Genomic DNA, 15,944 nt, shown 5'->3' on the forward strand with positions numbered 1-15,944 from the left:
AAAGAAGATTGAAAAGAAGGAACGCTTTGTTTTTGGAAAAATAAATACAATACTTCTCATTTCAGCACTGATAGTTATTATTATTGGTTTTATCATTGTCAATTCCGCAAAAAATTTGGGTGCGATTCTTCTTGTTATAGGCTATGCAGTGCTTGTCCCTCTTTCACTTCTGGTTAGAGAAAAAAAGTCCAGAGATAAAACTGTATCTCAAAAAAACCAGAAATGAAACGAAAAACAATTTTTACTTTGTTTCTAATATTTACATTAGTTCCTTTAATAGAGTTAGGAATTTTAATTAGAGTAGGTGGCTATATAGGTTTTTGGAATACAATTGCAATTATTATATTAACCGGAATATTGGGGGCATTTCTTGCAAGGCATCAAGGTTTCTGGGTTATTGGTGCTATCAAAAGAGATATTGCAAATGCTGTTTTCCCTGCTGATAAATTATTTGATGGAGCTTTGATTTTAGTTGGTGCAACTCTTTTAATAACACCCGGGTTGTTAACCGATATTTTGGGAATACTCTGCCTGATACCAGTTACAAGGGAAGTCTTTAAATCACAAATAAAAAAATTTGTGGAGAAAAAAATAATAACAATTCATCCCTCAAGATATACAAAATAAATCTAAAATTTTTATTTTTGCCTTTTACGGAACAGAGTTCCGTGCTACTTGCCTTTTACCTTTTGCCTTTTGCCTTCTTGACCTACGAAGCTTCAGCAAAGTAGGTTTACCTTTTACGGAACAAAGTTCCGTGCTACTTACCTTTTCTATTTATTATCCCTCCCCCAACAATATAATCTCCATCATAAAAAACAACTGATTGACCTGGTGTAATACTCAATTGTGACTCATCAAAAATAACTCTAATTTTATCTTCTTCGGGAATCATCTTGCATGAACTTTCTTCAGTCTGGTAACGAATTTTGGCATTTGCTGTAATTGTTCTATCCAATTTATCAAAATAAATCCAATTACAATTGTCAGCATACAATTCTGAACTATATAAATTTTCTTTTGGTCCTACAACAATCTCATTTGTTTTACTTTTTATCCCAACAACATAAAGAGGATGCGGTGCTGTTATCCCCAAACCTTTTCTCTGTCCAATTGTATAAAATGGAAACCCCTTATGCCTGCCAATTTTTTCCCCATTCAGATTTAGAATATCTCCTTCTACTATCCTGCTTGGAAATCTCCTTTGTAAAAATGTTTTATAATCATCATCTGGAACAAAGCAGATTTCCTGGCTTTCCTTCTGGTTTTCAACTGGCAGATTATATTTCTTTATTTTATCTAAAATTTCATTTTTTGTATATTTTGCCAGAGGAAATAATGTATGTGAAAGTTGGAATTGGTTTAATCTCCATAGAAAATAAGACTGATCTTTGGTCTTATCCACGCCTTTTTTAAGATAATAATGATTGTATTTTTGACTAAATTCAATATCTGCGTAATGTCCAGTAGCAAGATGTGTTGCTCCTAATTCTAACACTCTATCCAGTAATAATCCCCATTTTATTCTCTTATTACATAAAACACAAGGATTTGGGGTCATACCATTAAGATAATTTTTACAAAAATTTTCTATAACAATTTTTTCAAACTGATTTTCAGCACTGATAAAGATATGTGGAATTTTTAGGGCATCACAAATCTGCTTCACTTCCGTGAAAGTATCTTCTTTATTTTTAAGACTGTTTTCTTTGGCAGGATGGTGATGACAATACATCTTCAAGGTTACTCCAAAAATATCATAACCCTGTTCTTTTAATGTAATTGCAGCAAAGGTGCTGTCCAGACCTCCACTCATTGCGATTGCTGTTTTCTTTTTCATTTTTTTTTGAATGAAAAAACATTTAAAAATTTGCGTCAAGTTTAACCCTCAACCCGACTCGAGTTCTTTGAACCCGAGTCGGGTTTAAAACGGTGTCTTCGTGGTTAGGAAAATTGACAAAAAAATAATACATACAAAAAGTCTTTCTATGGAATTAAAACATGAAAATATCTTTACGGTCACAGAAATAACAAAACATATTAATAATATCTTACAAAGAAATATTCCAGCTTTGTGGATAAAAGGCGAAATCTCAAATTATAAAAGGCACTCATCAGGTCATATTTATTTTACATTGAAAGATGAGCAAAGCAGTCTACTTTGTGTCTTCTTTCGGCAATACAATCAATATCTTCGTTTTGAGCCAGAAAATGGAATGGAGGTTATCTGTTTTGGACAGATAAAAGTTTATGAAAGGAGTGGACAATACCAATTATATGTAAACCAGGTTCGTCCACTTGGAATTGGTGATTTAGAGATAGCTTTTCGCAAATTAAAAGAAAAATTAGGAGATGAAGGATTGTTTGATGAGAAATGGAAAAAACCTATCCCAGAATTTCCAACCAGTATTGGTATTGTTACTTCACAAACTGGTGCTGCAATTCAAGACATAAAAAATATAATTACTCGAAGATTTCCAGTAAAAATCTTTTTATATCCAGCAAAAGTTCAAGGTTCAGAAGCAGGTAAAGAAATTGTATCCGGAATCAAAACATTTAATAAACTCAAAAATGTAGATGTAATTATTGTTGGTCGCGGTGGTGGTTCCTTAGAGGATTTATGGGCTTTCAATGAAGAGATAGTTGCACGAGCAATATTTGAATCCGAAATTCCTATCGTATCAGCTGTTGGGCATGAAGTAGATTTCACCATTTCTGACTTTGTTGCTGATTTGCGTGCTCCAACTCCTTCTGCTGCCGCAGAATTAGTTGTGCCAGATAGAGAGAGTGTCCAAAACGGAATTGATACATTTTCACAAAGACTAACTTCATTAATGCAGAATGAATTACAATATCAAAAAAGTAAATGCACAGAATTAAAACTAAGATTAGGAAAATCCCACCCGAAAAATCTATTGCAAAATTATATGCAGCAGATTGACGAATTGCAATATCGTTTAAAGGATACTCTGAAAAGATTCTCGGATTATAGATTGATTCTTGAACAACTAAAGACAAAATTTTCACAAACATTCAGAATTTCGTATATTGAAAATCCAAAGAATAACCTTCTTTATTATAAGGATAATCTAACTAAACTTATCCTAAAAAATCTATCCAACAAACATGATAAATTTTTAGACTTAACTGCAAAATTAGAAGAATTGAATCCTCTAAAAATCCTGAAAAGAGGTTATAGTATCACTAAAAAAGATAAAAAAATAATAAATAGTATAAAAAAATTATACCTTAAGGACAAAATAAGTGTACATTTTGTGGATGGTGAATGTGGATGTGAAGTAGAAGAGATAAATAAAAAGGCAAACCTACTTCGCTGAAGCTTCGTAGGTCAAGAAGGCAAGTAGCACGGAACTCTGTTCCGTAAAAGGCAAACCTACTTTGCTGAAGCTTCGTAGGTCAAGAAGGTAAAAGGTAAAAGGCAAAAATCTCAAATGACAAATTACAATCCCCGTTCCCAATTTAATTGGGAATCTCGGGGACAAACAAAAATTGTTATTTTTACTATTTTTTCTATTTTGATTTCCTATGAAATTTCATTTGCAAAATCCAGAGCTTTATGGGCAACCGCCTGGGAAATAAACTCACAAGAAAAAGTCGTTGAGGTCGTCAAATTTGCTTACACATACAATTTTGATGCAATCTTTGCTGAAATCCGTTATAGAGCTGATGCACTTTATATTCCAAATAAATCTGACACTACTTACAGTAATCCAGAAAAAAGGTCATATTTTTTAGAAGATTCTGACAATAACTTTGACCCTTTTGGATACTTACTAACTCTCTCGCATCTTTTTCATATTAAAGTATATGGTTGGATTACAACATTTGTCGTTACTCCAAATACGGTAGATAGGTTGCCTGAATCTCATATCTATTTCCAACATCCGGATTGGATTACCTGCAAAAAAGATTTTACTCCTATGAATACAAATGCACCTGCTGGTGCGTTTCTTGACCCAGGCATTGATAAGGTCAAAGATTATACAAAAAATATTATTCTTAATATTATTAGTAATTACAATCTTGATGGAATAATATTAGACTATGTTCGGTATCCATATATTGATTATGGTTATAATCCAACAGCAATTCAAAAGTTTGAAACTGATGTAAAAAATGGTTTTCAGCCTGACGACTTTTCTCTATGGAGACAAGAACAACTTACTAATTTTGTGAAGGATATCGGAACAAAAATTAAGAATGTAAAACCCGATATCACATTTGCAATTACAGTTAAACCAGAATACGATAAAGCAAAAAAATACTATTTTCAGAACTGGAAGAAATGGTTAAAGAATGATAATTTGGACTTCGTATGCCTAATGATATATACAAAGTCAGATATAGAATTTGAAAGAATTGTTGATAGAAATTTATTTGATATTAAGAAACAAAAGATTGGAATATCAATTCGTGCTTGGGATGATGAGAAAAAATATCCTGCAAAAAAAATAACCTCTAAGATTAATTTGTGTTATAAATATGGATTTGGCGATATATCTTTATTCCATTTTGGTGGAGTTGTTGAAAATGATTTTTTTGAAATTGACTATGATCAATAAAAATAATTAAATAGTATAAAAATTATGGATTGAACTTATGAGAATAGACATTTTATTAAACAAATTATGTATTGTAAAACACCGTTCTATAGCTAAAAAAGCATGTGATAAGGGATTGGTTCAGATTAATGGAATGAATGTAAAAGCATCCAAATCAGTAAAAGTTGGGGATATTATCAGAGTATCTTTGTATCCGTCCAAGCTTCCCGATGAGATCGGGGAGACTAATGAGTTTATTATGGAATTTGAAGTTACTCAAATTCCGGAAGGAAATATTAACAAATCAGATATAAATAATTACTATCATCTTGTAGTAAAGAATCAAATTTAGATGCCAATTCTTTCTCCAAATTACTGAAAAAATTTTATGTAACTCATTCGTATAAGGAAGAATAGAGGAAATAATAAGATGAAACTTGTTATTCTAAGAATCTTGATAAAGATTGGGAGTATGCCGATTATTTTTGCAAAAAAAATTTGACAAAGAATTTTTATGGACTTTCATTTTGTTCACAATGAAAAGGCAAAGTAAAGAATTGAAAATTAGATTATGCCAAGTGATTTCTCAATGCTATTTTTATCTTTCATTTGACATTTGTAATTTGTGGCTTAATAGAAAAAAAGTGGTTGCTAAAATAACAGTTAACTAATTATATGGCAACTACTTAAGTATAGGAAATTAATTAAGGAAATAAAAATAACTTAAAAAAACTCAAAATGACACCGATACATTTATTAAAAGTCAAAAAAAATAAGATGGAATGGTAATTTATGGATAAGTCTAAAATATTGCCCACAATCCACACCACTATTGGATTGAGACGAACTAATGGTCTCAAATTAAGACATGGATTATGGACAAATTTTAGACTTATCCACAAATTACTGAACGAAAAACAATAAATAATTGTCAAAACAGCAACCACTTTTTTTCTATTAGACCTAATTTGTCATTTCTAATTTTTAATTCTCCTCCCCCCCCCCCAGAAAATCCAATCGCTAAAATACGCATTTATTTTCAGACAAAAAAATATAACTTTATCCAAGACTTTATCTCGGAAAGATAAATACTTATGTTTAATTGGAGAAAATAAATTCGTTTAGTTTTGCCTTTCTACTCCGATGTTTATGAATAGGAAGGCAATAATTTAACATACCAAAAAACAAAAAAAATTATCCTCAAAAGAGGAGAAAGGTGAAGAAAATGAAAACTATAAAGTTTACTTTATTAGGATTAATATTTATTGTTTTAGTCTTCCAATCATTACTTTTTGCAGTTCCTATAGATTTGAGCACAGCAGAGGATGTAGCAGAATTTCAATTAGTGGTTAAAGAAAAAACAGACGATCATTCTATCTCTGATATAACCATATTCCAAAATGATGAAGGAGATACATTAGCTTATATTGCAAATCTTCATCCGTTAGGTTTTATTATTGTAACTACTGACATTGATATAACACCAATTTTAGCTTATTCTTTTAATAGTAATTTCATAATGGATGATGATGAGAATAATATTTTATATCATCTGGTAAAAAATGACATGGAACTAAGGTTACAAGCGATATCTGACACTACTTTTCCTAAGATACAAGAGAATAATGACTTATGGAATAAATATATTTCTGAAGATATTGATTACTTTTTAGACAGTGATTTCCAACAGTGGCCTGAAGAAGGTACAACTGTTACAAGCGGTTGGATTGAAACAACATGGACTCAAGGTGGTCCCTATAATATATTTTGTCCACTTGCCCCTAATTCTTATGTGCGTTCTGTTACAGGTTGTGCGGCAACAACTTTAGCCCAAATTGTCAATTATTATTGTGGATATATCGGAAATAAAAGATTTGATGATAATGATGATTATACTTCACTTACTTGGGGTAATGATATTATTATTGATGATGAATATTATATTTATGATTTCCCATCCTTTCCTGAGTTAAATTCATATCTAGATGATCTTAAGATTCATTATAAAGAAAATATTCTTGAAAATGAAGATATAGCATCATTAAATTTTGCATGTGGAGTCTGTCTTTATATGTATTATTCTTGCACTTTATCAACTACTTCCACACCAGCTTGCCAGGTATTATTAGAAAAATATTGTTATGATTCTGCTGAATATATTAGTGCATCTACCAACCCAACATTCTATAGCACATTAATTGCCAATATGATGGAAGGAGAACCTGCAGAATTAGTAATTGATAAACCAGGACCAGGAAATCCTCATTCAATAATCTGCGATGGTTATAATACAAATGATTTTTACCATCTTAATTTTGGCGGGGGAGCATTTTCTCCTGATTATATTCCTCTTGCATGGTACTCGTTACCTGATGGTATGCCTTCATCTTATAATAATATATGTCATGGGACATTAAATATTAAACCACCTCAGGGAACTATTGAAGGTAATGTTGTTTTGAATAGTGGGAATGGCAATATTACTGATATAAATATTTTGATAGGCAACCGAATATACCACCCAGATATAAATGGAGATTATTCAATTGAAATTCCTTCAAAGACATTACATGAACCCCCTGAAGCAGAATTATATGATATCACTGCATCATTATACGGATATATTGATTCTACAATAATTGATGTACAAGTATATCAAGATCAAACAACTCTAGATATTAGTTTTACCTTATATGAATATGAACCTGTTATAATTAATGTACCAGATGACCAACCAACTATACAAAGTGGAATTGATGCTGCAAATGATTGTGATACTGTCTTGGTGTCTGAAGGAACATATTATGAGAATATTAATTTCAATTTGAAAAGAATAACAGTTTGTTCAAAATATGTAATAGAAAATGATGAATCATATATAACAAATACAATTATTGATGGAAATCAGAATGGGCATGTAGTTGAATTTAGCAATGGAGAAGATTTAAACGCAATTTTGACTGGTTTTACAATTACAAATGGATACGCTAATGAAGGTGGTGGGGTTTATATCAAATCTTCGTCTCCCAGATTAGAACATTTGATAATTACTGAGAATTGTGCATTTAGCTTTGGTAGTGGAATTTATTGTTATAATGCAAGTCCCTGTATATCAAAAGTATCTATAGTTGATAATGAAGGAGAGAAAGGTGCAATTTCTTGTGCCCGATATTCCTATCCGATTCTAAAAAATGTAAATATCATTGATAACCATGCTTGGAGAACAGGTGGTGGTATTGATTGTAGTAATTCTGACCCGAATTTAATAAATGTCACAATTAGTGGAAATACAATTGATAATTATCAAGAAGGTGGAGGTGTTTATTGTCTTTTAAATTCTACACCAACCTTAGTAAATTGTATAATTTGGGATAATACTCAACAATCAATTTATCTTGGTGATAATTGTGATGTAATTGCAACATATTCAGATATTGAAGGTGGTTGGACTGGAGAAGGAAATGAATATATAAACCCACTCTTTGTAAACCCGGAAAATTATGACTATTCTTTATCCCAAGTAAGTCCCTGTATAGATGCTGGTAACCCTGACCCTCAATATAATGACCCGGACGACACACGAGCGGATATGGGACCATTTACTGCAAAATTGGAAAACTATACCTTTGTTACCGGTTGTGATAACTGGGTCTCATTCCCAATACTTAATCCTAATAAGACTGATGCTTATGATTTCTTTGAACCACTTATACTAAATGGAAGCCTTAGAAGAGTTAAGTATATGGATTATTACCTTTATTACGACGAGGAGACCGGTGTTTGGGTAAACGATATTGGTGATTTACGGACAGTTGATGGTTATAAGGTAGAGATGTATGAGCCTGATTCTATTTCTTTGTATGGTTATAAAGTACCACCTAACACTACAATATATCTATATGCAGAAGTTGATAAAGCTCCCTGGCCACCACCATTAGGGGATGGAAACTGGATTGGTTATTTCATTCCGGGCAGCCAGTTATGGCGGATAGCATTCTCTCAAATATGGGATAAAATAACATTTATTAAAGCCGATGACTGGTCATATATTAGTGGCTATTCTATGCCATCATCATGTACTGTTGATTATGGAAAATTATACATTGTTGGTGTTTCTGAAGATTGTAGCTTCATCTGGCAGGGTTTTGGGCAATCACCAGCAGAGCCTTATAAAAAACAGCAAACAGAAGTATTTACCTATGAAGAGGCATTTGATTATATGCCTGTATTTGTAGATAGTACAGAAGCTGTTGCTGGTATAGATGAGATAGGTGTATTCTTAGCTGACGAATGTATTGGAGCAAGTAAGGTGGAAGATTTCCCTGTATTTGTCCCCGCATACATAGAAGAAGATTCTACAGGAAATAAAGACTTTAATGAACTGACTTTTCAAGTAGCAACTTATGGTAAAGGTGGAAAAAGAAGCATCCCTGCTTTTGTATATAATGAGACTCAAAATACTTTTGTCCAAGAACCTGTTATCCTTGATGCAAAAAGTTATGCTATCGTAAGATTAGGAACAGGAGAGGGAATAGAATTTCTAAAAGAATTTGCTCTCTATCAAAACTATCCTAATCCTATCTGTAATTCTACAACCATTTCCTTTATCCCAGCACCAGGAGTAGAAAAGTCCGAAATTAAGATTTATAACATCAAGGGACAATTGGTGAAACAATTCAAAAGGCAAAAGGTAAAAATATTGAGGTTGTATGGGACGGAAAAGATGATAATGGCAATCAGTTAGCGAGTGGAATCTATGTTCTATAAGTTGATTTCTGGAGAAAAAACATTAGTTAAGAAGATGATCCTCCTTCGTTAAAACTTCGTAGGATAAATGTTGATGCGATAAATAGTAATAACACACCCCTTGCTTCGCCGAAGCTACGCGAAGGCAAGCCGTCCTCCGATTTCATCGGAGTCCACCCCTCTCAAAGGGGATTCTAAAAAATTCCCCTCTAATAAGAGGGGAAATCCTGATAAATTCCTCATAGAGGGATTTATCAGGAAGGGGTGTGTTAAAATCATATAAAACTAATCAAAGAGTAATCAATGCTAAAAAGATTAATATTATCATCCCTTTTTATTTTATTATTTTTTTCATTTTCTCTACTTTTTTCTGATACAATCATCGTAGATACAACTGGAACTGGAAATTACATTACTATACAACAAGGGATAAATGCTGCTGCTAATGGAGATACTGTATTAGTCTATCCTGGAACCTATTTTGAGAATATAAACTATAATGGCAAAAATATTACTGTTGCCAGTCTTTACTTAACTACACAAAATAATTCTTATATTGATTCAACAATAATTGATGGTAATCAAAATGGAAGTGTAGTAACTTTTAACAGTAGTGAGGATAGCACAGCAGTTCTTTCTGGATTTACTATAACTAATGGAACCGGAACAGTAGACCTTTTCAATACATATTGCGGAGGAGGTATATTTTGCAAGAACTCAAATCCAAGGATTATGAATTGTGTTATAAAAGATAACAGCGCATATAAGGGTGGTGGAATTTTTTTTAGAGGTGCTGAAGTATTTCTTAATGAAACTGTTGTCAGGGATAATACTGGTGGTGGTATTCATTGCTGGCAAAGTATTATAACTTTAAACAATGTTAATATTTTTTATAATCATTACCAATATGGAGGTGCTGGTATTGCTTTCGCTTTTCAATCAATGGGTATATTCAACTCTTTTTACAGATGCAATATTTACTTAAATTTTGGTAGCCATTCCAGTGATTTAAATGCATCATTTGATTGCCCGTTATTTGATGTGTTTTTAGACACCGCTACTGTTATATCAAATGTAAAAGACTTTATATACTTTAATAATGCTGAACAACCTACTATAGATATATTACATGGTAAGATAGAGCCGATTAATCAGGACTTATATGTATCACCTACTGGTAATGATTCAAATATTGGATTAACACCTGACGATCCATTGAAAACGATTTCCTGGGCATTAGTAAACATTGCATCTGACAGCACTCATCATAATACTATCTATTTAACAGATGGAATATATTCACCGGAAACAACAGGTGAAAGATTTCCCTTAAATATGCGGAAATATGTTTCACTAATAGGAGAATCAGAAGAAAATACTATTCTTGATGGTAATGAATTATCTAGTTTAATTACCTGTATTTTTGACGATAGTGATTTAGAAATAAAAAATTTAACGATTCAGAATGGTAACTCTCAATGTGGTGGTGGAATATACATCGCTGTAGATTCAAATCCAATATTTAAAAATATAACTATAAAAGATAACTATACTGATGTGTCAGGGGGCGGGATCCATTGTTATAGTAACTGTAATCCTATATTTGAAAATGTTACAGTTACAAACAATTCTGCTGAAGTTGGTGGAGGTGTAAAAATAGTAGAAAGTAATCCCATTTTTATAAATTGTATAATTTCTTATAACTCTGCAGATCCTACATATATTGGGACAGCCGGCATTTCTTGTACTAACGAATCTTCATCAATACTAATTAATACTTTACTTATTAAAAATTCTGGAAATGAAACTGCTGGTATATTTTTAGGAACAAATTGTTATTCTACTTCAGTAAACAATTCATTCGTAGACAATAATGGTAATAATACCATCTATTTACGAGAAAATGGGAATATAGAATTGGTGAATTCTATTCTTTGGGATAATACTAACAAAGAGATATACTTTTATCATAATTATGACCCTAACTATGCTGAAATCTCTTACACTGACATTAAGAATGGTGAATCTGGAATAAATACTAACGGGAATGGCACATACTATTGGGGTCCCGGGAATATAAATCAAGCTCCTCTTTTTGTAGATTCACTCAACGATAACTATCAATTACTTCAAGGTTCACCCTGCATAGATGCTGGCACTCCGGATACAACTGGTCTAAACCTTCCACTAACTGATTTAGCAGGCAATCCAAGAATATACAACGGAAGAATAGATATAGGAGCGTATGAATGGCAAGGTGGTCCTGGAATAGATGAACCTGATACATCATTTATAAACAAATTATACCTTTTCCAGAATAAGCCAAATCCGTTCAGTTCATCTACAACAATAACATTTATCTCCGCAGATTATGAGAGATTAAAAGATTATAAATTATCCATCTATAATGCAAGAGGACAACTCATAAGAACATACAATGGCAAGAGAGATAATTTCTGGGTTAAAACAGATATAGTGTGGGATGGAACGGATGAGGATGGAAAGAAAGTAAGTCCTGGTATGTATTTCTATAAATTAGAATATGGCTTTAATGCTATAACACGAAAAATGTTACTAGTAAAATAATGTGATAGAATTTACGAAGATCGTCCTATAAAAATAAAGAAGTAATGGTCACTTCATAAAAATAATTATACAATTATCTGTTCAACTCATCAAAAGTATCCATATATTTTTTAAGAATATTAGCTCTACTGTGGTGTCGCAATCTTTCTTTTGCCTTTTCTTCAATCTGGCGGACTCTTTCTCTGGTAATGTCAAAGATATGTCCAACCTCTTCCAGAGTCCGTGGCGTTGCATCTCCAATACCAAATCGGAGTTTAATAACCCTTCTTTCACGCTTGCTCAGGGTTGACAAAACAGATTCTACTTGCTTTCTGAGAAGAGTCCTCTCTGCAATTTTCTCTGGAGAAATCATAGTATCGTCTTCAATAAAATCACTTAAAGTCGTATCTCCTTCCTCATCACCAACAGGTTTATCAAGCGAGACAGGTCGCCTTGATACATTAATAATACTTTTGACCTTTTCGACCGGTAGGTCTAATTTCTGAGCAATTTCTTCTGGATAAGGTTCTCTTCCCAAAGATTGCACAAGCGAGTTATGTGCTCTTGCAACTTTATTAATAGCTTCTGCCATATGCACAGGCACTCGGATTGTGCGAGACTGGTCAGCAATTCCCTTTGTTATTGACTGTCTAATCCACCAGGTAGCATAAGTAGAAAATTTATATCCTTTGTGATAATCATACTTTTCAACAGCTTTTATCAAACCTATATTCCCCTCTTGTATTAAATCTAAGAAGCTAAGTCCCCGATTATTATACTTTTTTGCAATACTAATAACGAGTCTGACATTAGCCTTAATCATATCATTTTTTGCAATCTCTTTCTTGCGAGTAGCAGTTTTAATATCATTCGTTAGTTTCTTTAATTCATCTGCAGTCATCCTTGTTTCTAATTCAACACGACGAATCTTACGGCGATTGTTCTTAATTTTTTTAAGAGCATCAATAAAGATATTGGGGTCTAAACCTGTAGTTTCTGCCACTTCATTAAAATCTTTCTTGCTTTTTTCTGCTCTTCTGCCAAGTGTACAGATTTTTGCCGGAGTATAATTTTTGATATTGCTCACAAAATTAATACGGTTTACACTGATGGATATTCTACCTAACAGACTGTTTATCCGATAAATTAACCTTTGAATTAAAGAATTAGTGAAATAGATATCTTCAAACAAATTCAGAATCTTTTCTCGGCTTTCTTGAATTTTCTCGCCTACTGTTTGAGTCTTGGAAAGCTTTTTAGTTGGTTTCTTATTAATAATTTTCGCAATTTCATCAGAATAGACTAATGCCTCTTTAGTTTTCCTTTCTAACTCATTTATCAGCCTTTCATTATTTTCTTTATCAAACCAACTTCCAAATTCAATCTTGAGTATATGGTCAATTTTCATTTTGCCTTCACGGTAATGTTTAACTACATTTTGAAATTCCTTGAAGCTACTTGCACATAGTAGAGTCATACGATTAATTCGTTTCTGTGCATTCTCAATTCTCTGAGCAATTCCTGTCTCTCCTTCAGGTGTAAGCAATGGAACTTTACCCATATCTTTTAGATACATACGAACAGGGTCATCAAAATATCGTATCTTTAAAGGGATAGGCTTGGTTTTGTAAGCCCTTTTTTGTTTGCGAATCCTACCCTTTATTGTCTTATCAACTATCTCAAGACCGCTATCCTTTAACTCACTAAAGATATCATCAATTTTATCCAAAAATATTGGATTGTCAGGCAGCATTTTATTAATCTCATCATAAGTAACATACCCACGGTCAGAACCTTTACGCTTTAATTCTTCAATAAATTGACTGATTGTCTTCATAAAGTCTCCTGAACTTTACAATAGTTTCCAAAAACAGATAAAAAAGCTTGCTCAACTTTCTTATATTATGCGTTTAACTTAATAATTTTCTTACCACCCCACCTTTTAGTTGATGGATTTTTTTTTGTATTACTTTTTTTTCTCGTAGTTTCTCAAAATTATCCGGATGTTCAATAATTTCTTGATTAATCTTTTGCAGGTCTAAACTTAATTTTCTAATTTGCAATCCATTAAGTAATTTATGTAGAACAGTTTTTGAAAATTCTCCATCAAAAAACATAATGTCCGAAACAAAATCAACTTCATCAGGGGCAAAATAGTCTAATAATTTTGAGCTCTGGGCTGTAAATTGAATTAGATTGTCCTGTTTTTTAATTATAGAAACCAATTTTTTAAATATTGGATGAGTAAAATACTCCTGTTCAAGAAAAGGCACAGCATCTGCACATTCTTCGGGAAATTTTACAACCATTTTCAACAACTCTTTTTCACCAAGTCCACCAACTTGCGGATTGGCTTTCAAGGAAGCATATCTTTTAAAAGATTTAGTTAGACGCCTATTTATTGATTTAACAATATTTGTTTCGCTAATTCTAAATAAAGCGGAACCCTCCTGTATGTACATTTCCCTTTGGACAGGATCCTGGATAAGCATCAAATTATCAATCAATTCATCAATTGCATCTTCTTTATTTTCAAGACTTTTATCTGCATTTTTGTAAACTTTTATAAATTGATAAAAACTAAGCGCTTTATCAATTTCTTCTTGTAACTTCTCTGCCCCAAATTCATCAAGAAAAGAATCAGGGTCGTAATTTTCAGGTAGCATGATAATTTTTGGGAAAAGACTATTTTCCAAACATACCTTTATAGCACGAGCACTTGCCTTATATCCAGCTTCGTCTCCATCATATAAAATATAAACATTTTTGGTGTATCTCGCAAGTAATTTTATTTGATTTTCCGTAAGAGCAGTTCCCAAGCTTGCAACAACATTGCTAAAGCCGTATTGATAGACCTTTAGTAAATCGGTATTCCCTTCAACAAGTAGAGCGGATTTTTTTTGTGTTATAAAATGTTTTGTCTGAAATAATCCATAAAGATGATACCTTTTTTTGTAAATGAGATTTTCAGGTGAGTTAAGGTATTTTGCTCCTCTGTCATCTTCTTCTTTATAAATCCTACCTCCAAAAGCAATTACCTTGCCATCAGAAGAAAAAATAGGAAACATTATGCGGCTGTAAAATTTATCATACACTTTTCCTTGCCGTTCAGTAAATAGCCCGCTTTTGGAAAAACTCTTTTGCCCAAAATGTTTCTTTTTAAGATAATTTGATAAGTCATCCCATCTATCTGATGCCAGACCTATCTGGAAGGTTTTGATGGTTTCATCAGAAATCTGGCGGGAATGAAGATATTCAAGAGCTAATTTGCCTGCTTTTAATAGATTATCTCTATAATATTGATTGGCAATTTTGTATATCTCATACAGTTCATTGTAAAGTGTTTGTTTTTCAGCAGATATTTCTTTTTGTGGAAGTTTGATGCCAGCCCTTTGTGCAAGTTTTTGAACTGCCTCATTGAAATTTATCTTTTCATATTCCATTAGGAAAGTGAATACATTCCCACCCTTTCCACAGCCAAAGCATTTGAAAATCTGTTTGGATGGGCTTACCATAAAAGAAGGGGTCTTTTCGTTATGAAATGGGCATCTGCATTTGTAGTTAGCTCCACTTCTTTTTAATGGTAAGTATTCGCCGATGACTTCTACAATATTGTTTGCAGAACGCACATCATCAATTATTCTTTGGTCATATCGCATATATAAATTCTCCAGTTCCAACCTCAAGCTGAGGCTTGGAAACGAGACAGAATAAATTTAGATTACATCTTACATATTTATGAAACTAATAACTCTTCGGCGGTCGTATTCTTTTACCTAATTTTTCTAAATCCAATTGTTTTATCTGGTTGTATATTTTGTCAACTTCTGCTTCTAATTCACTGACAGAAATATTTCTACTTGCGACAATCTCTTTTACATATTTTTCAGTCTTTTGGTAATTGCTTCTGAATTTTTTATTTATATCTTTCCACGGAATATCTTTTAATGCCTCAGCAAATTTCGATTCATATTCAATAATACCTTTCACAAGAAGAAATGCTATGGACGGATAGCCCAGATAGCCAGCCCAATAGGATGCATTATCATTTGCCATTATGGCATTATTTTC

11 protein-coding genes are annotated in these 15,944 nt (G+C 32.5%); 7 read left to right on the forward strand and 4 right to left on the reverse strand.

Going from position 1 to position 15,944, the window contains the following annotated elements:
• Nucleotides 1-226, forward strand: a 226-nt coding sequence (locus U9R23_00610; GenBank protein ID MEA3474940.1) for a hypothetical protein, incomplete at its 5' end; no start/stop codon positions are given.
• Complete coding sequence (locus tag U9R23_00615; GenBank protein ID MEA3474941.1) at nt 223-627, forward strand: FxsA family protein; 405 nt, start codon at nt 223-225, stop codon at nt 625-627. The genes U9R23_00610 and U9R23_00615, both read left to right, overlap by 4 nt.
• Before the next feature lie 133 nt (nt 628-760).
• Here the strand turns inward: U9R23_00615 and mnmA are convergent, their stop codons facing one another.
• Nucleotides 761-1,840: a tRNA 2-thiouridine(34) synthase MnmA gene (mnmA, locus tag U9R23_00620; protein ID MEA3474942.1), complete on the reverse strand. Its 1,080-nt coding sequence runs from the start codon at nt 1,838-1,840 to the stop codon at nt 761-763.
• 148 nt (nt 1,841-1,988) lie between these two features.
• Here mnmA and xseA point away from each other — a divergent pair, with 148 nt between their 5' ends.
• From xseA to U9R23_00645, 5 genes are all read left to right on the forward strand, one after another.
• Entirely contained in the window at nt 1,989-3,338 is a 1,350-nt protein-coding gene (xseA, locus tag U9R23_00625; protein MEA3474943.1) for an exodeoxyribonuclease VII large subunit, read from the forward strand.
• Between the two features lie 198 nt (nt 3,339-3,536).
• Complete coding sequence (locus tag U9R23_00630) at nt 3,537-4,583, forward strand: family 10 glycosylhydrolase (protein MEA3474944.1); 1,047 nt, start codon at nt 3,537-3,539, stop codon at nt 4,581-4,583.
• A 37-nt stretch (nt 4,584-4,620) separates the two neighbouring features.
• Entirely contained in the window at nt 4,621-4,914 is a 294-nt protein-coding gene (locus U9R23_00635; protein ID MEA3474945.1) for a S4 domain-containing protein, read from the forward strand.
• Nucleotides 4,915-5,787: 873 nt separating this feature from the next.
• Nucleotides 5,788-9,306, forward strand: a complete 3,519-nt coding sequence (locus U9R23_00640; GenBank protein ID MEA3474946.1) for a C10 family peptidase — start codon at nt 5,788-5,790, stop codon at nt 9,304-9,306.
• Nucleotides 9,307-9,611: 305 nt separating this feature from the next.
• Entirely contained in the window at nt 9,612-11,894 is a 2,283-nt protein-coding gene (locus U9R23_00645) for a choice-of-anchor Q domain-containing protein (GenBank protein MEA3474947.1), read from the forward strand.
• 73 nt (nt 11,895-11,967) lie between these two features.
• Here U9R23_00645 and rpoD read toward each other — a convergent pair whose 3' ends face one another.
• From rpoD to U9R23_00660, 3 genes are all read right to left on the reverse strand, one after another.
• The gene (gene rpoD / locus U9R23_00650; GenBank protein MEA3474948.1) at nt 11,968-13,710 is read right to left on the reverse strand and encodes an RNA polymerase sigma factor RpoD; all 1,743 of its coding nucleotides are present in this window, start codon (nt 13,708-13,710) and stop codon (nt 11,968-11,970) included.
• A gap of 73 nt (nt 13,711-13,783) precedes the next feature.
• Nucleotides 13,784-15,532, reverse strand: a complete 1,749-nt coding sequence (gene dnaG / locus U9R23_00655) for a DNA primase (GenBank protein ID MEA3474949.1) — start codon at nt 15,530-15,532, stop codon at nt 13,784-13,786.
• An 85-nt stretch (nt 15,533-15,617) separates the two neighbouring features.
• A partial coding sequence (locus tag U9R23_00660) for a hypothetical protein (GenBank protein ID MEA3474950.1) occupies nt 15,618-15,944 on the reverse strand: 327 nt, incomplete at its 5' end.

The organism is Candidatus Cloacimonadota bacterium (genome assembly GCA_034722995.1).
Lineage (GTDB): Bacteria > Cloacimonadota > Cloacimonadia > JGIOTU-2 > JGIOTU-2 > JAGMCF01.